Raw genomic sequence first — 25,193 nt, 5'->3', positions numbered from 1 at the left:
AGCACATCAGCACATCATACAATCTGCACATCATGAATCATTTTGAGCCCCCAATGCATTGGAATGACTACGAAGACGTAGCCATGGCTTTGTATGAGAAGTTTGGCGACGACTTCACCGAGGCTAAAATCTACCGCATCCGTTTCACAGAACTGTTGGACTGGGTGCTGAGCCTGCCTAATTTCGTGGGCACCCGCGAACAGGCTAATGAGGGCCACTTGGAGCAGATTCAGGCCAAGTGGGTGTACGAGTGGCGCGACAATCAGAAATAGGCGCTACGACTAGCACTCCAATCAAGTACGTCCGTTTATCCTTAGCGTAGAAGATCTGGTTCGGCTCGTCCAAAGGCTACCTCGCTCCAGTATTTGCTAAGAGCCTTTGCAGCGGCGGGCAGCCTGCGGCTGCGGCCCGATCCATTCTTCCTCCGCTTTTCTGCTATGAAAACAGCTTCTACATCTCCCGACTTATCGACTATCAAAGTCTTTATCCTTGATGTCGATGGGGTGCTCACTGACGGTACGCTGTTGGCTTTCAACTCGGGAGAGCAGGCTCGCGCCTTTCACATTCGCGACGGTTATGCCATCCGCCACGCCTTGCAGCACGGCTACCGCGTAGCTATTATTTCGGGCCGCGAAGAAGAAGGCGTCCGCAAACGGTTGGAGTCGTTGGACGTGCGCGACATCTACCTCGGCGTCGACGATAAAATGAAGATTTTCAATAATTACATCAACACCTACCGTCTCGACCCCACGCAGATTGCCTACATGGGAGACGACATGCCTGACCTGGAAGTGATGCGCCGTTGCGCCGTTGCGGCCTGTCCCGCAGACGCTGCCATCGATGTGCGCGCCATCAGCAATTACGTGGCTTCCTCACCCGGCGGACACGGTGCCGTACGGGAGTTAGTGGAGACAGTTATGAAGACGCAGAAGACTTGGTAAGTGCACTTTAGATACTGCACAGCCGTGTTTTTCGGAGGCTCGTAGAGGCCTTAAATAGAGTTGCACTTTTCCGAATATCATATATCTTTACCCACTCATCCATTCATCATTTTCTCTTTTTTTCATGAAAACAGGAACCGTAAAATTCTTTAATGAGTCGAAGGGCTACGGCTTCATTACGGATGACGGAACGAAGGAAGACTTCTTCGTTCACATCACGGGCCTTAACGGGGGCCAAATTCAACAAAATGACCGCGTGGAGTTTGAGACGCAGGAAGGTCGTAAGGGCGTGAATGCGGTAAATGTGAGGAAAGTATAAGCTTCAGCTACGCCATACTTTATTTACAGTGAGAAAGCCCTTCCGTACCCGGAAGGGCTTTCTTTTTGCCACCTTTGCACTAGGAGGCGCACTCGCAACGGCAGCTGGTGGTAGCATCCATGTTATATTTTTGTTTCCAGCCTGTCGGCTTATTCCTTCCGTTATGTCGTCGGCCGCCTCATTTTCGTCTGCTGCTTCCTCCGATGCGGAGCCGGCTGGCTTGGGGCACGAAAGCAGATTCAAAGCCATTACCCGGCTGATACGCCTACCCAATCTGCTCATGATGTTGCTGTGCCTGGTGCTGGTGCGAGCAGGTTTGCTGGTGCCAGAACAGCCCGTGGCAACGCTGCTCGATGCGCGTTTCGGGGTCCTGGTACTGGCCGCCCTGTGCGTTGCCGCCGCCGGCTACATCATCAACGACTATTACGACGTGAAGATTGACGCTATCAATCGGCCTGAGCGGCTGGTGGTGGGGCGCGTCGTGAACCGGCGCCGGGCCATGCTGGCGCATTTGCTGCTATCGGGGGTAGGGGTGGGGATGAGCACGTTTCTCTCGCCGCTGTTGGGGCTTGTGAACCTGGGTTCGGCGTTGCTGCTTTGGGGCTATTCGGTGCGCTTCAAGCGAGTGGCGCTGGTCGGCAACGTCAGTATCGCGACGCTCACGGCGGCGCTGGTATTGCTGCCCGAGTTACAGCTCCGCACCGGCGTGGGCAGCGTGTGGCTTTATGCGTTGGCCGCTTTTCTGCTGACAGTGGTGCGCGAGATTGTAAAGGATGTGGAAGACATGCGCGGCGACGCTGAACACGACTGCCGTACGCTGCCCATCGTGTGGGGCGTAGCGCGCACCAAATGGGTTGTCGGCTTTTTCTTGGCGTGTTTGCTGCTGCTGCTGGCTGGGGTAGTATGGCGCACTTTGGCGCAGCAGATGCTGCCGTTGGCCTTCTGGCTGCTGATCCTGGTGCTGGGGCCGCTGCTATGGCTCGGGCGCCTGCTGCTACGGGCCGACCGGCGACGCCACTTCGCGCTACTGAGCTGGTGGTGCAAGGGAATCATGCTTACCGGCGTACTGTCGATGCTGCTGGTAGCCTTGTTGGGATAACCGTAGACAGCTCTGCTTCGTTAGGGAAATCAACCTGGCCGCCTTTCAAGCTGATATGCGCTGGCCTGGAGCTGCATTTCTTTCCCCCAAGCTCTTTATGCGCTTCCTCTATACGCTGCTAGCCTTGTGCGCGCTGGCCCGACTCAGTGCTGCTCAGGTAGCACCTGCTCCCGATAGTACCAATGCAGCCACTAGTCAGGCGGCTCCTACGCCTGGCCTTCGCCCAGCCGGCGGCGACAAGCCTAAAAAGTCGCTATTTGCTCCCAGCGACAAGCCGAGCTTTATTCCGGTTCCCATCGTGTTTTATCAGCAGGAAACCGGATTTGCGGCGGGAGCAGCCATTTTGCCCGTGTGGCGTTTTGGGCAAGATACCACGGTGCGCAAGTCGAACGCCCGCCTTATTGCTTGGTTTTCGCAGGAAAAGCAAACTACCATTCAACTAACGCACACCGTATTCGGACCGGGCGAGAAGTTCTTCCTTTCTGGAGAGCTGAGCTATTACGATCTGGCTTTCAATTACTATGGCGTCGGCAATAACACGGACAAAGACATTGAATCGCACATTCAGTACCCGCTGTGGGTGTTCGATGAGCGGGCGCTGATTCGGGTAGTGCCTAATTTATTTGTGGGCCTGCGCTACCGCTTTACCGATCTAGGGGAAGTGGAGCTCAAGGATGAAGATGGCAATACCGGCCCCTACTACGCCATTCCGGCCGAGCAGCGCAGCGGCGGCACCAGTTCCGGCCTAGGCCCGGCGCTGCTCTACGACGGCCGCGACAATGTATTGGCTACTTACCGCGGCAATTTCGTGGATGCGCACATGCTCTTCAATGGCTCCGCCCTGGGCAGCGACTACAAGTTCAACCGCTACCAGATAGATGCCCGCCACTTCAACCCGCTCTTTGGCACCAACAACACCATTCTGGCGCTGCAATTCCTGGGGCAATATCATTCCGGCAATGTCCCGTTTCGGGAGCTTGGCGGAATAGGAGCCACGCTCGGCGGTTCGCTTTACAACAACTCTTACTTGATGCGGGGCATTTACGAAGCGCAATTCCGCGACCGGCAACTCACCACGTTCCAGGCAGAGATTCGGCAAAAATTCTTTTGGCGCTTTGATATAGCGGGCTTTTTAGCCGCGGGCCAGGTTGGCAACAAGCTCTCCGATTACAAGCTGGACGAGACCAAACTGGCGGGCGGCGCCGGCTTGCGCTTTCGCTTCAACCGTCGCGACCGGCTTAACATTCGCCTCGACTACGGCGTGGGCTCGGGCGGCAACTCCGGCATCATCTTCGCCGTGGGTGAGGCTTTCTAAAGTCTTTAATGAGAGTCATCGACAGGGGTGTTCTAGGCCAGTAGTTGCTGGTTTAGAACACCCCTGTGTATGATGCGCCTAATTACCGTGCAGCTTCTACCTTATTTCACGCTAACAACGTCTTCTTCCGGGCATTATACGATCGTATAGGTAACAATTCGGTAACATAACAGGCTCGGCTGGTGGTCCTACCTTCGCGGCGCGTTTCACCTCCTCACCAAACTTCTTCCTTGCTATGTCGCAGCCCATTCGCTCCGCCCTCATTTCTGTATATTACAAAGACCGGCTGGAGCCGCTGGTGGCGCTGCTAAAGCAGCATGGCGTGCAGCTGTATTCTACGGGTGGAACGCAGCAGTTTCTGGAGGAGCAGGGCGCCGAAGTAACGGCCGTAGAAAGCCTGACGGGCTTCCCGGCCGTGTTTGGCGGCCGTGTCAAAACCTTGCATCCAAAAGTATTTGGGGGTATTCTGCACCGCCGCCACGAAGCCGGCGACCTGGCCGAAGCCGAGCAGCATCAAATTCCGCCCATCGACCTCGTGATTGTGGATCTGTATCCGTTCGAGGAAACCGTAGCTTCCGGCGCGGCCGAGCAGGACATCATCGAGAAGATTGACATCGGCGGCATCTCGTTGCTGCGCGCCGCCGCCAAAAACTTCCGCGACGTGCTTGTAGTAAGCAGCCGCGACCAATACGCCGCCGTAACGGAACTGCTAACTGCCAAGAACTGCGCCACCGACCTCGAAGATCGCCGCCACTACGCCTCTGCGGCCTTCAAAACCACTTCTCACTATGACACGCAAATCTATAACTACTTCGTCAGTGAGGAATCAGCTGGTAATGAAGAATTAGTAGACGATAACTCCTCATTCCTCATTCCCACCTCTTCATTAAAGATAAAGACGCCTTTGCGCTATGGGGAGAACCCGCACCAGTCCGGTACCTTTTATGGCGACTTAAACGCTCTCTTCGACCAGCTGCACGGCAAGCAGCTTAGCTACAACAATCTGGTCGATGTAGATGCGGCCGTGCTGCTCATGCAGGAGTTTGAAGCCGCTGGTCCTGCTGCTTGCGCTATTCTAAAGCACACCAACGCCTGTGGCGTGGCCCAGGCTGAAACCCTGCGCGAGGCTTACCTGAACGCGCTGGCCTGTGATCCGGTATCGGCATTTGGCGGCGTCATCATCGTGAACAAGCCGGTGGACGCCGCCACGGCCGAGGAGTTGAACAAGCTGTTTTTTGAGGTGCTGATTGCGCCGGAATTCGCGGCGGAGGCGCTGCCCGTGCTGCAAAGCAAGAAGAACCGCATCCTGCTGCGCCAAAAGCCGGTGGCTTTCCCCACGAAGCAAATTAAAACGCTTCTGAATGGCATCATTGAACAGGATTTCGACCGCCAGATAGAAGGTGCCGCCGAGTTTAGAACCGTGACGGCATCGGCGCCGACAGCGGACGAGGTAGCGGCGCTGGAATTTGCCCTGAAGGTGTGCAAGCACACCAAGAGCAACACCATCGTGCTGGCGCGGGCCGGGCAATTGCTGGCTTCCGGCGTGGGCCAAACCTCGCGCGTGGATGCCTTGCGCCAAGCCATCGAGAAAGCCCGCAGCTTCGGCTTCGATTTGCAAGGGGCCGTTATGGCTTCGGACGCCTTTTTCCCTTTCCCCGATTGCGTCGAAATTGGCGCGGAGGCGGGCATTCGGGCCGTGGTGCAGCCCGGCGGCTCTATCAAAGACCAAGACTCCATTGATGCCTGTAACCGCCTCGGCCTGGCGATGGTGCTGACCGGCGTGCGCCACTTCAAGCACTAATAAGCACGAGTGTCAAGGCAAGGAGGCCCGCGTGCCATTGCGAGCAGCGCGAAGCAATCCTTCCTCTCACAGCGGAGACTTTCACTTGTAAGATAAACTCTTTGGCAGTAGTGTGGTAACCCCACGGCAAAGGCTTACGGCTGCAGTATGCTTTGCGCACGGAAAGGAAGGATTGCTTCGCGCTGCTCGCAATGACAGCGGCTGCAAAATGACAGCGGGGCTTCCCCGAAACTTGCTTACTTTTGCCCCACTTTTTTGTGCGGGTGCACCTGCCCCGTACCCATTCTCTTGCCGTTAACCAATGGGTTTCTTCAACTTCCTCACCAGCGACATTGCCATTGACCTGGGAACGGCCAACACGCTTATTATCCACAACGACAAAATTGTAGTGGACGAGCCGAGCATCATCGCCAAAGACCGCACGACCAATAAAGTAATTGCCGTGGGCCGGCAAGCGCAGCAGATGCACGAGAAGACCCACGATAATATTCGCACCATTCGCCCCCTGAAAGACGGGGTAATTGCCGACTTCCACGCCGCCGAGGAGATGATCAAGGGAATGATCAAGATGATTGACACGCGGACCCGGCTGTTTCAGCCCTCGCACCGCATGGTCATCTGCATTCCATCGGGCATTACGGAAGTGGAGAAACGCGCCGTGCGTGACTCCGCCGAGCACGCCGGTGCCAAGGAAGTCTGGATGATTCAGGAGCCCATGGCCGCCGCCATCGGCATCGGTATCGACGTGGAGCAGCCCGTGGGCTCCATGATTATTGACATCGGGGGTGGCACCACCGAAATTGCGGTTATCGCGCTGTCGGGCATTGTGTGCGACCAGTCGATTAAGACGGCTGGCGACGTGTTCAACCAAGACATTCTCGATTACATGCGCCGGCAGCATAACCTGCTGATTGGCGAGCGTTCCGCTGAGCGTATCAAGATAGAAGTAGGCGCGGCCCTCACCGAACTGGACGTGCCGCCCGCCGACTTCGAAGTACGCGGCCGGGACCTGATGACCGGCATTCCCAAAGTTATCAAGGTAACTTCCTCGGAAATCGCTATTGCCTTGGACAAGTCGGTAGCCAAGATTGAAGAAGCCGTACTGAAGGCGCTGGAAATCTCCCCGCCTGAATTGTCGGCTGACATCTACGAAAACGGCATTCACCTGACGGGCGGCGGCGCCTTGCTGCGCGGCCTGGACAAGCGCCTGGCGGCCAAAACCAAGCTCCCCATCCATATTGCCGAAGACCCGCTACGTGCCGTAGTCCGCGGCACCGGCGCCGCCATTAAGAACATCCAAGCCTTCCGCAGCGTCCTGCTGACGTAGTGTTGAGGAGCTAGGAGTCAGGAGCTAGAAGTTAGGAGAAGCAGCGCGCCTGATTTTCTTGGATTGCTCCTGACTCCTAGCTCCTAACTCCTAGCTCCTTCCATGCGTAACCTGTTCGCCTTCCTGTTTCGCTACCGAGGTATGCTCGTGTTTGCGTTGCTGGAAGTGCTGAGTTTGTACTTGCTCGTTCGGAACAGTACCTACCAGCGGGCGGCGTTTTTCAACTCGGCCAACACGTACGTGGGACAGGTATTGGACGTGCGCACGCGCATCTACGACTACTTCCGGCTGATAAGCATCAACCAGGCTTTGGTGCAGGAAAATGCGGCCTTGCGCCAGCAGCTCTACCTTGCCGACGGCAGCCGACGAGAAGCCGCAACGCTGCCCGTGCCGCAGGATAGCACCTCGCAGGCCCGGCTGGCTCGTCTGCCCCGCCCAGACTCACTGCTGCTAGGGCTACGCACGCTACCTGCCCGCGACCCGGACTATCCACTGATTCCGGCCCGCGTGATGAACAACTCCCTGCGCCGCGTGGACAACTACTTGACTCTGAACGTAGGGGCGCAGCAAGGCGTGCGGCCCGGCATGGGCGTGCTGGCAGCGGCTGGCGTGGTAGGCCGCGTGAAAGTGGTGAGTGAGCATTATGCCACCGTCACGTCGGTGTTGCACTCCAAGACGTTCATCTCCGCCAAAATCAAGCGCGACAATACCTTTGGCAGCATCAAGTGGCTCGGCGACGACCCTACCCACGCGCTGCTCGACAACATTCCGCGCCAGAACAAGCTAGTGCGCGGCGATACTATTGTTACCTCCGGCTACAATGCCGTGTTTCCAGAAGGCATCATGATTGGCACCATCGATTCCTTCGTGAAGGAGCCAGACAAGAACTTCTGGACGGTGCAGGTGCGGCTGGCCGTTGATTTTTCGAAGCTTACGTACGTGTACGTCATCAATCCGCGGCCCAAAGCGGAGCGCGACACGTTGGAGCTGAAAGCAGGCATTAAGCCGGAAGGGGAGGAACGGCCATGAAAGGAGTGGGCGTTTTGGTGCTGCAACTGCTGCGCTTTGTATTCTACCTGAGTGTACACATGCTGCTGGTGAGCAAGCTAGTGCTGTTCGACCTGGGCTGGTGCTTCTTTTACCTGGGCTTTCTGCTGTTTCTGCCCATCAGCACACCCATTGTGTTGCAACTGGTGCTTGGTTTCGGGACGGGTTTGATCATGGACATGTTTTACGACACGGGCGGCGTGCACGCGGCGGCGGCCGTGCTGCTGTGCTACCTGCGTCCCTGGGTGCTACGCCTGCTCACCCCGCGCGACGGGTACGAAGCGCAGGACTCCGTGAACGTGCACCAAATGGGCGGACAGTGGTTTGTGGTGTACATGGCCCTGCTCGTGGGGCTGCATCATTTGGCCTTCTTCCTATTGGAGCTGGGCAGTTTCCGGGCTTTCGGGCTCACGTTGGTTAAGATTGTGGCCAGCACGCTATTTACGGGGCTCACGCTGCTCATCATTCAGCTGATTTTCTTTCCGGCCAGCCGGCGCGGACGGTAACATTCTCAGGCGCGGAAACAGAAGTACCTACGCCAGTAAGCGGCGGGCTTTTGCTGGCGGGTGGGAGTAATCGGTGCTACCTTTGTGGCTCCGGTCTGTTGGCCGCAAGTGCTTTTTCCTCAGAACACACCGTTTTGCAATACCTCGAAGGACGCCGGTTTGTGGTGCTGGCTATTTTTCTGGCCGTGGCTCTCACCTTCGGAGCCCGACTTTTCTACATTCAGGTGCTCGACGGCAGCTACAAGCTGGCCGCCGACAAGAACACGCTACAGCGTATCGTGCAGGTGCCGTACCGCGGCCTCATCTACGACCGTAAAGGCCAGTTACTGGTGCAAAACACGCCGGTATATGACCTGATGGTGGTGCCGCGCGAGGTGAAGCAGCTCGACACCCTGCGCTTCTGCCAACTGCTCCAATTGCCGTTGGAAGAAGTGCGCGAAGCCCTGAAAACAGCCCGCGCTTACTCCCGCGTGAAAGCCTCGCCGCTGGTGCAGAACCTGAGTACGCCCGAACTGGCCGCCATTCAGGATAACCTCATTGACTTTCCGGGCTTCAGCATCAAGGCCCGCATGGCGCGCTCCTACCGCACCGAAAACATGGCGCACGCGCTGGGTTATGTGGGCGCCATCACGCCGGCTTTTTTGGAGAAGGAAAAGTACGCCAAGTACCTTCCCGGCGACTTTTTGGGCATTTCGGGGCTGGAGGCTTTCTACGAGCCGCAACTCATGGGCCGGCGCGGCGTGCAGTACCGTATGGTGAATGTGCGCGGCATTGAGAAGGGCGCTTTTCGGGGTGGCGAGTTCGATACGCTTTCGGTGGCGGGGCAGGACTTGCACACCAGCATCGACATTGAGCTCCAGAAATACGGCGAACTGCTGATGCAGAACAAGCGCGGCTCCATTGTGGCGCTGGACCCCAAAACCGGCGAAATCCTAGCGATGGTGTCGTCGCCGGGTTTTGAGCCTTCGGTGCTCACTGGCAAAGGTATGGGCAACCGTTACATGGAGTTGCTACAGAACAAGGAGAAGCCGCTTTTCAACCGGCCTCTGATGGCCACGTACCCGCCGGGCTCCGTGTTCAAGCTGGTGAATGAGCTAGTGGCCTTGCAAATGGGCGTCGTGTCGCCGCAAACAGGGTTTGACTGCAACTGGAAGTTGGTGCGATGCACCCACCGCCACGAGTACCCGAGCAATGTGAGCGTGGCCATCAAAAACAGCTGCAACCCGTATTTCTACCAGGTGATGCGCACGGCCGTGTTGCGGGGCCGCTCCAGCAACCGATTTGAGGACGCGCGCCTGGGCTACGGAGAGTGGCGGCGGCAGGTGCAAACTTTTGGGCTCGGCGACAAGCTCGGCGTCGATATTTCACAGGAGAAAAAGGGCTTGGTTCCTTCTTCCGACTTCTACGATAAGCGCTACGGTTTTCACCGCTGGAACTTCCGCACCATTTATTCTCTCGCTATTGGGCAGGGCGAAATGGGGGTTACGGGCCTGCAAATGGCCAACATCATGGCCACTATTGCCAATCGGGGCTACTTCTACACGCCGCATTTCGTGCGGGGCATCGGCACGGGCGGACCACTGCCGCAGTTCCAGGAGCGGCACGTCACGGCCGTCGATCCGCAGCACTTTGAGGCTATTATTCCCGGGATGCAGCAAGTAGTAGACGGTCGCGGCGGTACCGGCAACTTTGCTTCTCTGCTCGATGTGGGCATCTCCGTGGCGGGCAAAACGGGTACCGTGCAAAACGCCCACGGCGCCGACCACGCCACCTTCGCCGCCTTCGCCCCAGCCGAGGACCCCAAGATTGCCATTGCCGTCTTCATCGAAAATGCTGGCTTTGGAGGTCTGTCCGCGGCCCCCATGGCCTCTTTGATGATAGAAAAACACCTGCGAGGCAAAATTTCACCGTGGCGCAAGCGGTGGGAAAACTGGTTACAAGGCCCCGCTGAACGTTTCGTCACAAGCAATTAAAAGACCTGTCATCCTGAGGCAGTAGCCGAAGGACCTTGCCATGTTTAAACGAGACGCTGTTACAATAACTATTCTGTCAGCAGAAGGTAGGTCCTTCGGCTACCGCCTCAGGATGACATAGCATCAGCATATGCCCTCTTCACCAGCAAGATATTCGCGCAGCATCGACTGGATTACCGTCGGAATCTATGTTCTAATGGTAGGGCTAGGCTGGGTGAGCGTATATGCGGCCAGCTACTCGCCCGACGCACCCACCAACGGAAGCTTATTCGGCAACCTGAGTTTTCAGGAGCTGATGGCCTTCAATTGGTTCAAGCAAATTCTCTGGATTGGCACGGCCGTGGTGCTCATTGTAGTGCTGCTCGTCATTGACTACAAAGCCTACGATACGTTTGCCTTCGCGCTTTATGGTGGCATGATTCTGCTGTTGCTCGTCACGTTGGTTATCGCGCGCCCTATTGCGGGCTCCCGCTCCTGGCTGGAGCTAGGGCCAGTGCGCTTGCAGCCCGCCGAGTTTGCCAAGTTTACTACCGCACTGGCCGTGTCGCGCTTTATGGCGAGCATCAACCTGCGCCAACAAAATTTCCGCGACCAAGCCGTACTGGCGGGCCTCACGCTGCTACCGCCGCTGCTTATTCTAGCTTCCAACGAAACGGGGCAGGCGCTGGTGTTTGGGGCGTTTCTGCTAGCCTATTTCCGCGAAGGAATGTCGCCGCTGATTCTGCTGATTCTGGCTGCTGCTGGGCTCATTCTCATTCTCGCTCTGCTCGTGCCTAAGCTGTGGCTAGTGGGGGCGTTTACGCTGATTCTGATCTTGGTATTCGCGTTTAATTCGCGGGTGATGCGCCATCATTTGCCGGTATCGTTGAGCGTGTGGGCGGTGGTGATTGGAATGGTATTCGGGGTTGATTTCTTCTTCAACAACGTGCTTCAGCCGCACCAGCGCAAGCGTATCGAGGTGCTCATCAACCCTTCCGCCGACCCACTAGGCGTCGGCTGGAACGTCACGCAGTCGAAAATAGCTATTGGCTCGGGCGGCTTTATGGGCAAAGGCTTCCTGCAAGGCACTCAAACCAAGTTCGACTTCGTGCCCGAGCAAAGCACCGACTTCATTTTCTGCACGGTGGGCGAGGAGTGGGGCTGGATGGGGACTACCATCGTCATTATCCTGTTCATGACCCTGCTGTGGCGCATTCTGTATGTGGCCGAGCGCCAAAAATCGGTGTTTGGGCGCACGTATGGCTATTGCGTAGCCAGCGTATTCTTCTTCCATTTTGCCATCAACATCGGCATGACCATTGGGTTGGCGCCGGTCGTAGGTATTCCGCTGCCGCTGTTCAGTTACGGCGGCTCCTCACTTTGGTCGTTTACCACGCTGCTGTTCATTTTGCTCGGCATCGACGCCTACCGCAAGCAGGATTTGGAGCGGTATTAACGTTCCTGGTCCTGAATTCCCAGGACTGAAGCCCTGGGCTAGGCAGCGCCCGGTACACCTGCCACTGCATCAGAGCAAACGATTATCGTTGATGTCCATTGGCGCGCAAAGACCAACAGACCGAAGCCGGCTTCATCCGAAAGAAGAAATTACTCCATTTGGCGCGGCCGTTTCAGCACCCGAACTTGCCGCTCATGCCCGCTTCCGCCGTTCCGTTCTCTTCTGCTGCTTCCCCCAACTCAACCCGCGCTGAATGGCTCGTAATGGGGTTGCTTACGGCGCTGACTCTGCTGCTGCCCACGCGCAACTCCACCCCTGATGCTTGGTACTACGCCGCCTGTGTGCGTCACGGACACGAGTTGCTGTTGCCTCACCATCTGCTTTACAATGCGGTGGGATGGCTCTGGACGCAGCTGCTACCGGCTTCAGTAGATACGCTGGCAGCCCTGAAAGCCTTAAACGCCCTAGCTTTTGGTGGCTGTTTGCTGGTGTTGCGGGATTTGCTGCGCCGGGTGGGCGGGCCGGCCACGCCGGTAGCGGCGTGGCTATTGGTGGTAGGCAGCAGCTTCGGAATGCTGCGCTTTGCCACTGAAAACGAAGCGTACATTCTGCCGTTGCTGCTGTCGTTGCTAGCTAGCCGGAGCTGGTGGCGCGCAATGACCGAACAGCGAGGGGCGCAAAGCTGGTTGGCTGCCGGGACTTGGGCCACGGGAGCCGCGCTGTTCCACCAAATTCACGCCGGGTGGTGGCTAGGCTTGTTCGTGGGCGGGTGTGTGCAGACCCAGCTAGGTCGTTGGAAAGCCTTGATGCTGTATACGCTGCCGGCGTTGTTGGTGCCACTGGCTTACATTACCGCGCTACCCACCTGGAACCTGCCGTTTACGCTCTCTGCTTTCTGGCGCTTCGTTTTTTATGAGCTCTACCACGGTCACGCTGGTGTCGCTCCTTCGGGGCGTACACTGCTGCTGACCGGTATTAATCTGCTTCGAACCTTCGGGCAACTACACGGCTCCACGCTGGCCCTGCTCCAGCGCTGGCCCGTATTGGGTGGCGTGGGGCTGCTTTGTGTTGGGTTGATGCTAGGGGCAGGTTGGCTGCTCTGGCGTGGCAGGAAATCTACATTGGCGCAAAAGCAGCCCGCCGGCTTGTTCCAGAAAATCCACGTCCTCATTCTACTTCTGCAACTAGCCTGCGCGACGTGGGCCGCCGGCAACGCGGAGTTTATGGTGATGTTGCCGGCGCTGCTGGCCTTGCTGCTGGTCCGGCAACCCTGGCCTGGCCGGCCGCTGGTGCTGGCTGGCACGGCGCTGCTGCTCTGGAACCTGATGTTCGGACTCCTACCGTCGCACGCACTCTGCTTCACGAACACGGCCCCAATGCTGTCCCGCATCCGTCGGGAGCCCGCCGCGTGGTGGCTGCTTTCTGACCCTAATCTGGTGCTCAACCAGCTGCATTACCAAACCGGGAAACCGGTGGGGCCACCCACTATTCTACCGGCTCCGGCACTGCTGGTGCAGCGGCCGGGCCAGTCGCCGGAGCGGCTGCGGGCGTGGCTGGCCAGCCGCCGAGCTGCCGGGCAACGAGTCTACACCGATGCTCTTGATGCCCCGCAGCTCTTGGACCGGGCCCGCCTCACCCAAGGCGGCGACGAAGCACAGCGCCGTCTGCTGGCCGGGCAAGTGCTTACCCGTGTCGATTCTTTCCCAACTTCTTTCGGGCCTATTTATTTGACGGAAATTCGCTGACACCAAATTCAGCCAATGAAGCATCAGCCTTAGCTGAATTGACCGAACGAGGGATTAGCCACGGCTGATGAGTGAGCACCAACGCAAAAGCCACGGCAAAAACAGGTGCCGCGAGGTAGCCCATGCGGCCCAGGTCACCCGACAAAAACATGTGGATCAACACCACGACCACCAACCAGAATCCCGACCAGCCCAACGGCGCGAGCCAGCGGTGCCGCAACTCTGCACCGCCACGCCAACCAGCCAGCAGCGCCAGCCAGAAGAACCCGAAAATGCTGAAGATTTCACCGGCCCCTTTCACCGACAACAGGCGTTTGAGGGAGTAGACGATGTTGTGCACGTGATCCAACGCGTTGCTGACGCTCTCGGCTGGCGGTGCACCAATGCGGGCATCAATCCAGTACCGGACGCCAAACGCCATTGCCCCGCCCAAGGCCAGCCACGCTAATTGCCGCGGCCAGCTCAGAGCTGGGCGTCCCCAAAACAGCAACCACGGCGCCAAAAACACGAAAGACTCTTTGGTTTGCGGCCCTAATAATAGCACTGCCACCATTGCCACCGCCGAGCCCGCCCGTGGGGCGTAAAAAGCCAGCGCAAAGACCAACATGTACAAGCTGTCGACGAGGGGCAGGCCGGCAATGTACACGGCCCAGCGGCTACATAGTACCGCCACCACCGCCAACGCGGCAGCGGCCGGTGGAGCGCCATAGAGCCGACACGTTTCGTACAGTACCACGCCTGTAGCTGCCAGCAGCGCCATATTCACTACGTAAAAAGCCAGCCGGAGGGGCCAGTCGGAGGTGGCGCGTTGGGGCCAGATCCGGGCGTACAGTTGCTCCAACGGCCAGGCCACGGCGGCGGCTACGGCCGGCACCAGCACCCGGTAGCGGCGCGTCACGCTTACGCCCTCAAATTTGCCTCGCGCCATGCTTAGGTAGCTGCGCGTGTCGAGGGAGTGCGAGAAATCATAATGCACGTACATCGTGTAGGCCGGCCCGGCTAACACGCCCAGCGCCAATACATAAACCAGAAGCCACCGCCGCCAGCGCGAGGTGAGCGAAGAAGAGTTGAGCATAGACGCGAAGCAAAAGTAGCGCGAAGCCTCAAGTCGCGGAGCTTCCCCACCCCACAGAACAATCAAAGGTTGTTCCGCATCGGGGGCGAGTGTTCTGCGAATGATGCTTCGCGCTACAAGGTAGGACGCCTGGCTACTTTAGGCGAATTTCCGGTCGATGAGCTTGAGCAGCTTGCTGACGTGCTCGTCTTTGCGGGTCCAGTCGTACTTGCTAGCCAGACTCTCGGTCACGTAACGTTTCGCCGTCTCGGCATCGGGCAGAGTGTCGAGGTGCTGAATGGCGGCGTGATATTCCATGTTTTCGCCGCTAAACAGTTCATTGATAAAGCTGAAGCGCTGATTGATAGAAATGGCTTCGCGCAAGGTTTCGACTTTTGGCGCCTGGTCGGCAATGGTACTCGCCGGGCGCTCGGGCCGTAGTGTTTCGCTGAGAGGCACGGCGGCGGGCTGCCCGGCCTTTAGCTTTTCGTAAAGCGGCACCGTGCCTGACTCAGCAGCCAACGGGCGCAGTGGCTCCGCAACCCGCGGCGCAACGGGTACCACCGGCGGCGGCGTCACGACGGGCACTGCTTCTGGCGTTGGTACCACAGTGGCAATCGGCGGTGGGGGCGGAGTGAAGGCAGGCTCTTCGACGGGTTCCGGTGTAATGAGCTGCGGCGCGGGAGTCGGAGCAGGCGTTGCCGCTGGAGCCGCCGGGCGGGCACCGCGTAGCTCGTCCTCGGTGAGCGGCAGCAACGTGTTGAACTCCTCCACCAACTTCGCGAGCGGCTGGTGTTGCTTGTAATTGGCTTCCTGGTACAGTCGGAAGCGTTTCAGCAGTGCCTCCCGGTCCTGGTCGGTACCAGCGGGCAGCGAATCCAGGAAATCTTGAAAGAAAGGTTTGTCCACGTCGATGTAGCGCAGGGCATCGCGCAACTGCTGAACGGTGGCCATTGGCTGGCTGCTCAGCAGCTTCTGCTCAAACGTCCCGGTTGGGTCCAGGGGCACGGCCAGCGTATCAGTGATGGCGCGGGCCAGCAGCGGCTCGAACGTGGGGCGGGCCAGCTTGATGCGGCGCGAGAGTACGTTCATGAACTGCGTGAGCGCCTGCCGCACGTCATCGGCCTCAAAATCGAAGTAGGGGCTGCGCAACCGGGCCATTTCCTGGGTCCACTGAGCCAGCAGTTGCTGCACCACAAACAGGTTCACCTGGCGAATGGGAGTGAAGCGCAATACCGCCGGGCCATCGAGGGTGGCGGTGGGGCGGGCCCCGAAATGCTGGTCGCAGAGCTGGGTAGCCAACCGGCGGCCGTATTGTTCGCGGAAGGTCGCGCTATCTTTGTCGTTCATCGAAAAACACCTGGTTCAGGCCAGAAAGTTAAGGAAAATGCCTACGCTCACCGTGCGAAACCTACTCGGCGGCCCCGTGCCCGTGCCACTTGGCGCCACGCTGCTGGCCGCCCTGCAAGCCGCCGGCCACGACTGGATGCACGCCTGCGGGGCCAAGGGCCGCTGCACTACCTGCCGGCTTGTGGTGGAGGATGGTGGCGAGGTCCTAACGCCGCCCAGTGCCGCGGAGTTGCGCTACCGGGCTGCGGGACGCCTGCGCGACAATGAGCGCCTCACCTGCCAAACCCGCCTCGAAACCGGCCATGTAACCGGCCGCGTACCCGAAGCCACCAAACTGCCTCACGTCCGCTACGCTGAGGAATAACGCCGCAAAGCAGAGGTAGCGTATCATCATTTCGTCTTGTTATAAACAAGCAGCCGGCTTGAAAAGGCGGACAGGCTATGCCGTCCATAATATTCTGAAGCACCTACATCTGGCTAACTTCTCATAGCCTACTGCCCCGTATCCTACCTCCGTAGCTGAGCGGCTGATTAACTGTGAAATGGCTCTCAGCAAAGACAAATCTGCGCAAAAACCGTGGTGGCTTCCGGCGGTAAAGTCGTAATTTGGGCTGTCAAAACTGAGGGCTGGGCGGCTTGATACCTACCCAATTGCCCACTCAGCTACTCTGTCACTTAGTTACTCCCACGAAGTTGTTCATCGAACCCCGCGTCGGCAATGGCCGTGATGTACCCCGCCGGGGCTGGATTGAGGTGGTATGCGGCTCCATGTTCTCGGGCAAAACCGAGGAGCTGATCCGCCGCCTCAACCGCGCCAAAATAGCCCGCCAGCGGGTGGAAATATTCAAGCCGGCCCTCGATACGCGCTATCACGTCGAAAATGTAGTGTCGCACGATGCCAGCAGCATCCGCTCTACTCCCGTGGCGTTGGCCCAGGAAATGCTGCTGCTAGCTGGCGGCTGCGATGTTATCGGCATCGATGAGGCCCAGTTCTTCGACGAAAGCCTGGTGGAAGTCTGTACCCAGCTGGCCAACGCCGGCTCCCGCGTCATCGTGGCCGGCCTCGACATGGACTTTCTCGGCAAGCCCTTCGGCCCCATGCCAGCCCTGATGGCCGTGGCCGAGTACGTCACGAAAGTACACGCGGTGTGCGTTTGCTGCGGCGAAATAGCTTCCTACTCATTCCGGGTAGCGGCGTCCGAAGACAAGATTCTCCTCGGTGAAACCGACGCTTACGAGGCTCGCTGCCGGCCCTGCTTTCTGGAAGGCATGCAGGAAAAAGCCGCCGCCGAAACCTCAGCTGTTCACAAGCACTAATTCTGGTCGGTGGTCGTTATGCAGCCGGTCTTTTTCTTCTTTGCTGTTATCTGCCCATGATTCGTCTGCTACGCACCTTAAGTTACGGCGCTGTTTTCCTGCTTTTCTTGCTGCTGACCAATCGGGTCTTAGCGCAAGGAGTGGCCTACGGCGACTGGAAGCTGCATCTACCCACCAGCGGCGCGCGCGTACTTGCCGACGCGGGCAGCCGCATCTACGTAGCCGCCGACAATTCCTTCTACTACTTTGACAAGGAAACCAACACGACCACACTGCTCTCGCGCCGCGACGAGCTAAGTAGCGTCGGCGTGCAGACGATGGCCTATGATTCCGTCAGTCAGCAACTCCTGGTAGCGTACCAAGATGCCAACCTTGATCTGCTCAGCGCCGATGCCAGCCGGATCCGCAACATTCCTGACATCAAGCGGAAGCAGATAACGGGCACCAAAACCATCAACAATATCTACTTCAATGGGCGCTTAGCTTATTTGGCCTGCGACTTCGGAATCGTGGTGCTCGATGTAAACCGGCTGGAAGTGCGCGACACCTATTCCAACATCGGTCCGATGGGAGCAGCTGTGAAGGTTTACGCTACCACCGTTGCCAACGGCCTCATCTTCGCGGCCACCGAAAGAGGACTTCTACGCGCCCCGCTTACCGCCAACCTTGCTGACTTCCGTTCTTGGAGGCTGGATGTGCCTGGTATAGACGGCATCTTTAAGACCCTGGTTACCTACAGCGGGTACGTGTATGCTGGCCGAAATGCTAGCAGTTTGCTGCGCTATCGTTCAGGGTCAACCTGGGACCCAGTTCCCGCTACCACCGCCGCGCAATACCTTAGCCTGACTTCCTCGGCCGCAGGCTTGCTCTTCACAGACGGTACGCAGGTATCGTTACTAAGCGCCAGCGGCACTGTAACGGCACTGCGCAACGCGGCCATGCCTAATCCAAATTACGCTTTGCGTACTGCCGCGGGGGATATTTATGTGGCCGATAGGCAGCGGGGCTTAGTCCGCACTACGGACCGCCAGAACTACGAGGCTTTCATGGGCAACGCCCCGCAGACTAAAGAAGGATTCAGCTTACTAGCTGATGCACCCTCTAACACGGTTACGGTATTCACAGGAGGCTACCAAGACCCTTCCTACGTACAGTCTGATCGGTTTCAAGGTTTCTATGAATACACAACAGGCCGTTGGACCAATATTACCAGGGAAAACTATCCCAATAGTAGTGAGTATCCCAACCTGAAGGATCTTACCCGTGGTGCCCGCACACCCGAGGGTACGCTCTACATGGGTAGCTACGGACAAGGACTATTGGCGTGGAAAGGTCCCGGCGATTTTAAACAGTACAGCCCGAGTAACAGTCCTTTGTTGAGCGCAATTCCAAATAACCCCCTCTATACTCGAGTAACGGATGTGGCTGTAGCGGCAAACGGCGACGTGTGGGTGGCTCTGCGCCATCCGGAGCGGGCTAATCAATCGGCGCTACACGTGCTGACGCCTAGTACCGAGACGTGGCGGACTATTCCTTTCTACCCTGGCTTCGATAATCTCGACCGGCTGGTGCTAGACGACTTCGGCGCCGTGTGGGTGACGCAGGCCCGCAAGCTAGGCTCAGGAATGATGGCTTACGACGACGTGAACAAAACGCCGCCGGTGTATTTCTCGCAAGGCAATGGTCTGCCTTCTAACACAGTCTATGACTTAGCTAAAGACCATAAAGGCGCCATTTGGGCGACTACGGACAAAGGCGTTGCGTTTATTGATGACCCTAGCTCGGCTTTTACTACCAGTAACCCAAGTTTTACGCTACCATATCTCAACGGATTTCCAGCATTAAATGAGGAAGTAGTACGCGCCATAGCCGTTGATGGCGCTAACCGTAAGTGGTTTGGCACCGACCGGGGCTTATGGCTACTGAGCGAAAACGCCGATAAAATTCTGCTGCAATTCAACACGGAAAATAGCCCCCTGCCTACCAACCAAATTGTGGACGTGGCCGTGAATGACCGCACTGGGGAAGTATTCGTAGCTACCACGGGCGGCGTAGTGTCGTATCAGGGTTCGGCTACCGTAACGGAAAGTAAGCCGGATTGCGCCAAAGTGACGCCAAACCCAGTGCGTACCAATTTCAGCGGCCAAGTAGGCGTATCGGGCCTGGCCAACAACTCTATCATCAAAATCACGGACGTAACGGGCAAGCTCGTGTACCAAACCACCGCCAACGGGGGCACCGTCACCTGGAATCTGGCTGACTACAATGGCCGCAAGGTGCAGTCGGGCGTATACCTAGTGCTTTCCTCTGATGCCGACGGTAAAAATGGCTGCGTTAGCAAGATTGCGGTAGTGGAAAAATAAAGGTGACGGGCGGGCAGCGAAGTACGAATATTCACTCTGACATCAACCCCGTTCAGTTACGAAGCAATCCTCAGTTCCTCATGCTAATCAAGACCCGCGGTATTGTTCTGAGCTATATCAAGTACCGCGAAACCAGCATTATTGCGCGAGTGTACACCGAGCGGCTCGGCGTGCAGAGCTACGTGGTGAATGGTGTACGGAAGGCGAAGCCGCCGGGGCGTATTGCACTGTTTCAGCCTCTCACGCTGCTGGAACTGGTGGCCTACACGTCGCGCACGGGCGGCCTCACGCGCCTCTCTGAATTTCGCTGCGCTGAGCCGTATACGAGCATCCCCTACGACGTGCAAAAAAGCAGCGTCGCACTGGTGCTGTCCGAGATACTAAGCCATTCGGTGCTGGAAGAAGAAGAAAACGAGCCGCTCTTCCATTTTCTGCATGACAGCCTCTTAACCTTTGATCAGCAGACCAGCGGCCACGAAAACTTCGCGCTGGTTTTCCTGCTGGGTCTGGCTCGTTATTTAGGTTTCGGGGTGGAGCGAGGGGAGGAGGTTACGACACAAGTAGCTTTTGCGGGCACCGTCAATACAAGCCAGGGTGGTGGCCCCACGGTATTGCGCCTGCAGGAGTTCGATCAGTACTTTGATGAGTTGCTGCGCGACCCCACGCAAACTACCATTCCCAATGGCCGGGTACGCCGCGAACTGCTGGCCATACTCATTCGCTACTATCAGCTGCATGTAGAGCGGCTCGGCGAAGTCCGCTCTCTCGCCATTCTATCAGAAGTGCTAGCTGAGTAAAGCCGAAATACTTATTTCACATCCACCAGCTCCACGTTGAAACGAAGGATGGAATTGGGTGGAATAGTAGCACCAGCACCGCGAGTGCCGTACGCCAAGCTGGAGGGAATGAGCAGAATGGCTTTGCTGCCCTTGTTGAGCAGCGGAATGGCTTGATCCCAGCCCGGAATCACTTGGCCACGGCCCACAGGAAATTCAATTGGTTTCCCACCCGCCTTGGCCGACGAATCGAATACCTTGCCGTTCAGCAGTGAGCCTTCGTAGAGCACTGAAACGATTTGGCCAGCAGCAGGTCTAGCTCCCGTACCGCGCCGCGTGACGACGTAGTACACTCCACCCGGCGTTTTCTGGACCACCAGCTTATTACGCTTAGCGTACGCCTGAATGGTAGCTATTTCTTGGGGCAACCGTTTCGCCGCCACTGCCGCCTCCTGCTGTCGGGCGCGTTCTATCAGGCGTTGTTGCTCGGCGCGGGCTTCTTCCGGCGTCAAGATGCCATTCACTTTCACGAGCATCAAGAGCACATTGCCACCTTGGCGCACTGGCGGCGGCACGGGCTGACGGAAGGACTTGCTGAACACGGAATCGGCGTTGAAACGAAATATGGCCGAGTCGCCGGGTTGCAACAGCGCCAGCGCTTCTTCCAGGCCGCCCTTTACTTTCAGTTCCGCCAGTGGCATCTGCACCGGCATCCGAAGCTGGCGGCGCGAATTGAACATCGTAGAGTCTTTACCGTTGCGGTACTGCACATGCGTTGAAATCACCCGCCCAACGCGACTCGCGTAAGTGGAATCACCTGCCGAATTGGCCTTCGTACGCAAAGTGTAGCGCCCGTTTTCCTTCTGATAAATACGATACTCAATGCCCGAAGCCGTGCGGCTAAAAGCAGCAGGCTCCCCTTGCTGTGGCTGAAAACCGCCACTCACAAGACCAAGCAAGAGCAACAAAGCAGGGTGGAAAAACCGAGGCATAATCAAAAAAGACGCAGATAGAAGCCCGCGAAGATAGCCTCATTCAGCCCAAGTTCCAGCCTGGATAGTCAAGCCTTAGTGCGGCAATATATCGTTACAAAGAACAGTAGTGAAAGGAGGTCAAATCCTATTGAGGCGAAATCAAGCCCCACACGTGCCGCCCGATTAGCTTCATTTAACCAAGTATCATGTAAAGACTCAGATTCATCGCCTCTAAACACTGGTCTCTACTTCAATGATAAAATTTCCAGGTCGAAGCGCAAATCGGTATTGGGAGGAATCGAGTAGCGGCTGTCGTCTTCGGGGCTGCGGACGCCGGTGGTGCCGTATGCCAGCCTAGCCGGAATCCAGGCCCGGACGCGCGTGCCGGCGGGCAGCAAAAGCAACAGTTCGTCCCAACCCGGAATAACCTCTCCCCGCCCTACCCGCACGCGCAAGGGTCGGCTTGGCGCCAGCGTGCTGTCGAACACGCTACATCTGGCAGATAGCCCCGGTAGTACACGGCAGCACGGGCTCCACTTTGGGCAGGAAGACCAGTACCAGACCGCAAGACTACGTAGCGGACACCGTTGGGTGTGGCAAGAGCAGTAGCCGGAGGCTTAGAAAGCGAATCGGCGGTGGCCAAGCCCGTTTGGGCCCGCACCACCGCCGAAAGCAAGCAAAGCATTAGCACTGCCGCCCATCGAAACAGGCGTATAGAGTGCAGTACGTTCATTGCCTCTACTCTTACCGAACGTCCAGCACCTCCATATCGAAGAGCAGCGGCTCGTCACCGGGAACAGAAGGACCAGAATTAGAAGGACGGCCAGCTTGTCCGTAAGCCAAGTACGAAGGAATCAATAGCAACCTTCGGTCGCCTTCCTTCATTTGCAACAAACCTTGCGTCCAGCCCGGAATGAATCCATTGCCGCCGATAGTAAAGCTGATGCAGCCGCAGGGCGTACGGTTATCGGCGGAGTTATCGAAAATGGTGCTTTCGTTGCTCTCCCGCAGGAAACGGCCAACGTATTTCACGTCCACCTGCTGCCCGCTTTTGATATTTTCGCCGGTGGGCCCATCGCTGAGCTTCACCAAATAAATACCGTCGTTGGCACTTTCATTGAGGCGCTGATATTGGTTTACACCCGTTCCTTCGGTGTAGCCTTTGCGCGTGAGGTAGGCCTGAAGCAAGCCATCATCAATGACTTTATACTCGTTCTGGCGGTTTTGCTGCTCTTTGGCAAAGTCGGTTTTGTTGCAGCCCGACAAGGCAGGAGCAGCCACGGCCAGCAGCGCCACGGCGGCGCGGACGATGATGGCGCGTTGAAATCCGATTTTCATAAGCGTAAGCAACTAAAAGGGTGAAAAACCGCGGCAGAGTCTGCCGCGGCCAGTGTTTTTACTTCGAGTCTGGCGACTTATTCATGCCCATCGGCCCGTTCGCGTCCGCTGGTCCCTTCACATCCACCAACTCGACGTCGAAGCGTAGCGGCGCATCAGCAGGAATATCGGCACCGGCGCCGCGCTGCCCGTAGGCCAACGACGACGGAATGAGCAGTGTCGCTTTGCTGCCTTTGTTGAGCAGCGGAATGGCTTTGTCCCAGCCCGGAATCACTTGGCCAACTCCAATCGGGAAATCAATCGGCTTGTTGCCCATCTTCTCCGACGAGTCGAACACCTTGCCATCGAGCAAGGAGCCTTTGTAGAGCACCGAAACAGTTTGGCCAGGCGTGGGCTTGGGGCCGGAGCCAGCCTTGGTTATCATGTAGTACACTCCCGACTCATCTCTTTTCATGGTCAGGTTGTTCTTCTTCACGTAATCTTTCAAAATTACGTCGTCTTTCTTCAGTTGCTCTTCGGCGTGAGCAGCCATTTTACGCTGCTGCTCTTCCATCATTTTCTGCTGGTCGGCCTGGGCTTCTTCGCGGGTTTGCAACTTCTGCGCCTTCACCAGCATGGTCATGTACACTGGATCTTGCTTGTCGCCGGGCTTGGCGTCCTTCTTCGGGGCTGGCTTCATGAAGGGCGGCACCGGCTGCCGGAACGACTTCGCGAAAATGGTGTCCACGTTGAAGCGGAACACGCCAGAGTCGCCGGGTTGCAGCAGGGAAATAGCTTCTTCCAAACCACCTTTCACTTTTAGGTCCTGCAACTCAATGCGCATCGGAATGCCCTGCTGCTTGCGCGAATTGAACAGGATAGAGTCTTTGTAAGAGCGGTATTCTACGTCCAGGGCCAGGATTTTGCCCAGGCGGTTCTTATAGGTAGCGTCGCCGTCGGCGCCTACTTCCCGAGGCGAATATTTGCCGCCTTCGCTCTTGAATATTTTGTATTCGATGCCAGTTTTCGTCTTCGAGAAGTCGCCGCTGCCTTTGTTACAGGAGGCCAGGCCTAGGATGCCGGCCGCCAGGGCCACGCTCAGAATGTTGCGATGCAAATGCATGAAGCAGAGAAGGGGTGAGATAGAAAATTTCGGGCAAGTTACGCCGAAGGTGGCGCAACTGCCAGCGGGGCCGTCACCAGTTGGCTTTGGTACTGAGGCAATAAATCGAGGAAACGTTGCACGGTGGGGTCCAAAGGCTCGTAGCTGATGCCGCCAGCAGCGTTGTGGTGGCCGCCGCCTTGGAAATGGGCGCGCGAAAAATCACTCACCGAGAAGTCGCCAACGGAGCGGAAAGAAATCTTGATGGCCTGGCCCCGGTCGATGAGCACGGCGGCGAAAACAATGCCCTCGATGCTGAGCGCGAAATTGACGAGGCCCTCCGTGTCGCCGGTTTTGGAATCGTACTGCCGCAGCTCGTCCTGCGTGATGGCGATGTAGGCCGTGTTGTATTCGCGCAACACTGTCAGCTTGTCTTTCAGCACGAAACCCAGGAAGCGGAGGCGCATTTCCGAGTGCGAATCGTAGATGCGGCGGTGTACGTCGCTCAGGTTGATGCCCGCGTTGAGCAGCTCCGCAATGATGAGGTGCACGTTGCGCGAAGTGCTAGGATGCCGAAACGAGCCCGTATCGGTCATGATGCCCGCGTAGAGACACTCGCCGATTCCGGTGTCAATCAGGCTCTGGTCGCCCAGGTCCCGAATTACTTCAAATACTAACTCGGCCGTAGCCGCCGCTTTGGAGTTGGAGTAGTCGAGGTTGGCGAAGGCCTCGGGCTCTTGGTGGTGGTCGATGAGTACTTTGGTACCCGGCGCTTGCCGGATGTATTCACCCAGCTCATTGATGCGGTTCAGGCAGGAGAAATCGAGGCAGAAAATAACCTCGGCCGCCTGAATAAGGTCGCGCACCTGGGCGTCGTTTTCGCGCGGCTCGTACACTACCACTTCCTCGTTGCCGGGCATCCAGGCGAGAAAATTTGGGTAGTCCGAAGGCGTCACGACGGTCACGGAATGGCCTTTTTTGCGGAGGTAGCCTGCCAGTCCCAGCGACGAGCCGAGAGCATCGGCATCGGGTTTGTGGTGGGTGGTGATGAAAACCTGCCGGGGCTGCGACAGCAGCGCCTGTAACTCAGATATTGTGGACATTGCCTACGGGGTAGGTGACTGAATCTCGGTCGTTTAGGCCGCGTACAAAGGCGGCAAAAGTCGGAAATATTCCGGGTTTCAACAAAACGGCTTGCGGTTTAGTGCAGCATGGGAATGTGGAAAATGCGGATAAGACGGGAAATGTAGCGGATACGGAACCTGGGGCCTCTTTTATAAGTGTCGCGAAAGTAGGCAACACGCACGTAATGGTAAGTAACAGCTGAGACCAGGAAGGTGCTGCCGCACCGATATTTTTCTTGGCCGATTAGATTCCTTCTAAATCCGGCTAGTTTTGCGCCCGCAAATACCTTGCACCTCATCCGGCGCAT

At 57.4% G+C, this 25,193-nt stretch carries 23 protein-coding genes; 16 read left to right on the top strand and 7 right to left on the bottom strand.

The window, feature by feature from the left end:
* The first annotated feature begins 32 nt into the window (after positions 1-32).
* The 12 genes from iscX (at position 33) to ACYSMN_RS23470 (ending at position 13,508) form a co-directional block, all read left to right on the top strand.
* The gene (gene iscX, locus ACYSMN_RS23525; RefSeq protein ID WP_488926374.1) at positions 33-272 is read left to right on the top strand and encodes a Fe-S cluster assembly protein IscX; all 240 of its coding nucleotides are present in this window, start codon (positions 33-35) and stop codon (positions 270-272) included.
* Between the two features lie 165 nt (positions 273-437).
* On the top strand, positions 438-941 hold the full coding sequence (locus ACYSMN_RS23520) for a KdsC family phosphatase (RefSeq protein WP_488926373.1): 504 nt from the start codon (positions 438-440) through the stop codon (positions 939-941).
* A gap of 124 nt (positions 942-1,065) precedes the next feature.
* Positions 1,066-1,260 carry a cold-shock protein gene (locus ACYSMN_RS23515; RefSeq protein WP_488926372.1) on the top strand — a complete coding sequence of 65 codons (195 nt, stop codon included), beginning with the start codon at positions 1,066-1,068 and terminating at the stop codon, positions 1,258-1,260.
* A gap of 163 nt (positions 1,261-1,423) precedes the next feature.
* Positions 1,424-2,359, top strand: a complete 936-nt coding sequence (locus ACYSMN_RS23510; protein WP_488926371.1) for a geranylgeranylglycerol-phosphate geranylgeranyltransferase — start codon at positions 1,424-1,426, stop codon at positions 2,357-2,359.
* 97 nt (positions 2,360-2,456) lie between these two features.
* Entirely contained in the window at positions 2,457-3,674 is a 1,218-nt protein-coding gene (locus tag ACYSMN_RS23505) for a BamA/TamA family outer membrane protein (RefSeq protein ID WP_488926370.1), read from the top strand.
* Between the two features lie 235 nt (positions 3,675-3,909).
* Positions 3,910-5,475, top strand: a complete 1,566-nt coding sequence (gene purH, locus ACYSMN_RS23500) for a bifunctional phosphoribosylaminoimidazolecarboxamide formyltransferase/IMP cyclohydrolase (RefSeq protein WP_488926369.1) — start codon at positions 3,910-3,912, stop codon at positions 5,473-5,475.
* Positions 5,476-5,776: 301 nt separating this feature from the next.
* Positions 5,777-6,802, top strand: a complete 1,026-nt coding sequence (locus ACYSMN_RS23495; RefSeq protein ID WP_488926368.1) for a rod shape-determining protein — start codon at positions 5,777-5,779, stop codon at positions 6,800-6,802.
* Positions 6,803-6,904: 102 nt separating this feature from the next.
* A complete protein-coding gene (gene mreC, locus ACYSMN_RS23490; RefSeq protein WP_488926367.1) occupies positions 6,905-7,831 on the top strand; it encodes a rod shape-determining protein MreC in 927 nt (308 codons plus the stop codon).
* Positions 7,828-8,355, top strand: a complete 528-nt coding sequence (locus ACYSMN_RS23485) for a hypothetical protein (RefSeq protein WP_488926366.1) — start codon at positions 7,828-7,830, stop codon at positions 8,353-8,355. The genes mreC and ACYSMN_RS23485 overlap by 4 nt, the downstream gene beginning before the upstream one ends.
* 134 nt (positions 8,356-8,489) lie before the next feature.
* Positions 8,490-10,328 (top strand): penicillin-binding protein 2, encoded by a 1,839-nt coding sequence (gene mrdA / locus ACYSMN_RS23480; RefSeq protein WP_488926365.1) that lies wholly within the window; start codon positions 8,490-8,492, stop codon positions 10,326-10,328.
* Between the two features lie 130 nt (positions 10,329-10,458).
* On the top strand, positions 10,459-11,763 hold the full coding sequence (gene rodA, locus ACYSMN_RS23475; protein WP_488926364.1) for a rod shape-determining protein RodA: 1,305 nt from the start codon (positions 10,459-10,461) through the stop codon (positions 11,761-11,763).
* 194 nt (positions 11,764-11,957) lie between these two features.
* Positions 11,958-13,508: a hypothetical protein gene (locus ACYSMN_RS23470; protein WP_488926363.1), complete on the top strand. Its 1,551-nt coding sequence runs from the start codon at positions 11,958-11,960 to the stop codon at positions 13,506-13,508.
* On the opposite strand, the gene ACYSMN_RS23465 is transcribed toward ACYSMN_RS23470, so the two are convergent.
* Together ACYSMN_RS23465 and ACYSMN_RS23460 are read right to left on the bottom strand one after the other, a co-directional pair.
* Complete coding sequence (locus ACYSMN_RS23465) at positions 13,483-14,583, bottom strand: hypothetical protein (protein ID WP_488926362.1); 1,101 nt, start codon at positions 14,581-14,583, stop codon at positions 13,483-13,485. The genes ACYSMN_RS23470 and ACYSMN_RS23465 overlap by 26 nt on opposite strands.
* A 138-nt stretch (positions 14,584-14,721) precedes the next feature.
* The gene (locus tag ACYSMN_RS23460) at positions 14,722-15,912 is read right to left on the bottom strand and encodes a DUF8457 domain-containing protein (protein ID WP_488926361.1); all 1,191 of its coding nucleotides are present in this window, start codon (positions 15,910-15,912) and stop codon (positions 14,722-14,724) included.
* A 37-nt stretch (positions 15,913-15,949) separates the two neighbouring features.
* Between ACYSMN_RS23460 and ACYSMN_RS23455 the strand changes: the two genes are divergently transcribed.
* The 4 genes from ACYSMN_RS23455 to recO all read left to right on the top strand — a co-directional run bounded on the left by ACYSMN_RS23455 (position 15,950) and on the right by recO (position 20,389).
* Entirely contained in the window at positions 15,950-16,276 is a 327-nt protein-coding gene (locus ACYSMN_RS23455) for a 2Fe-2S iron-sulfur cluster-binding protein (RefSeq protein ID WP_488926360.1), read from the top strand.
* A gap of 329 nt (positions 16,277-16,605) precedes the next feature.
* A complete protein-coding gene (locus ACYSMN_RS23450; protein ID WP_488926359.1) occupies positions 16,606-17,229 on the top strand; it encodes a thymidine kinase in 624 nt (207 codons plus the stop codon).
* 56 nt (positions 17,230-17,285) lie between these two features.
* Positions 17,286-19,592 carry a type IX secretion system anionic LPS delivery protein PorZ gene (porZ, locus tag ACYSMN_RS23445; RefSeq protein WP_488926358.1) on the top strand — a complete coding sequence of 769 codons (2,307 nt, stop codon included), beginning with the start codon at positions 17,286-17,288 and terminating at the stop codon, positions 19,590-19,592.
* Positions 19,593-19,672: 80 nt separating this feature from the next.
* Complete coding sequence (gene recO / locus ACYSMN_RS23440; RefSeq protein WP_488926357.1) at positions 19,673-20,389, top strand: DNA repair protein RecO; 717 nt, start codon at positions 19,673-19,675, stop codon at positions 20,387-20,389.
* Between the two features lie 11 nt (positions 20,390-20,400).
* On the opposite strand, the gene ACYSMN_RS23435 is transcribed toward recO, so the two are convergent.
* The 5 genes from ACYSMN_RS23435 to ACYSMN_RS23415 all read right to left on the bottom strand — a co-directional run bounded on the left by ACYSMN_RS23435 (position 20,401) and on the right by ACYSMN_RS23415 (position 24,864).
* On the bottom strand, positions 20,401-21,360 hold the full coding sequence (locus ACYSMN_RS23435; protein WP_488926356.1) for an FKBP-type peptidyl-prolyl cis-trans isomerase: 960 nt from the start codon (positions 21,358-21,360) through the stop codon (positions 20,401-20,403).
* A 227-nt stretch (positions 21,361-21,587) separates the two neighbouring features.
* Positions 21,588-21,830, bottom strand: a complete 243-nt coding sequence (locus ACYSMN_RS23430; protein ID WP_488926355.1) for an FKBP-type peptidyl-prolyl cis-trans isomerase — start codon at positions 21,828-21,830, stop codon at positions 21,588-21,590.
* A 256-nt stretch (positions 21,831-22,086) separates the two neighbouring features.
* Positions 22,087-22,680 carry an FKBP-type peptidyl-prolyl cis-trans isomerase gene (locus tag ACYSMN_RS23425; RefSeq protein ID WP_488926354.1) on the bottom strand — a complete coding sequence of 198 codons (594 nt, stop codon included), beginning with the start codon at positions 22,678-22,680 and terminating at the stop codon, positions 22,087-22,089.
* Positions 22,681-22,738: 58 nt separating this feature from the next.
* On the bottom strand, positions 22,739-23,782 hold the full coding sequence (locus ACYSMN_RS23420) for an FKBP-type peptidyl-prolyl cis-trans isomerase (RefSeq protein WP_488926353.1): 1,044 nt from the start codon (positions 23,780-23,782) through the stop codon (positions 22,739-22,741).
* 38 nt (positions 23,783-23,820) lie between these two features.
* Positions 23,821-24,864: a DHH family phosphoesterase gene (locus ACYSMN_RS23415; protein ID WP_488926352.1), complete on the bottom strand. Its 1,044-nt coding sequence runs from the start codon at positions 24,862-24,864 to the stop codon at positions 23,821-23,823.
* Positions 24,865-25,193 lie beyond the last annotated feature (329 nt).

It is taken from the genome of Hymenobacter sp. M1-2 (genome assembly GCF_057808495.1).
The sequence above is the reverse complement of the archived record's forward strand: the minus strand, read 5'-3'. Positions and strand labels throughout refer to the sequence as shown.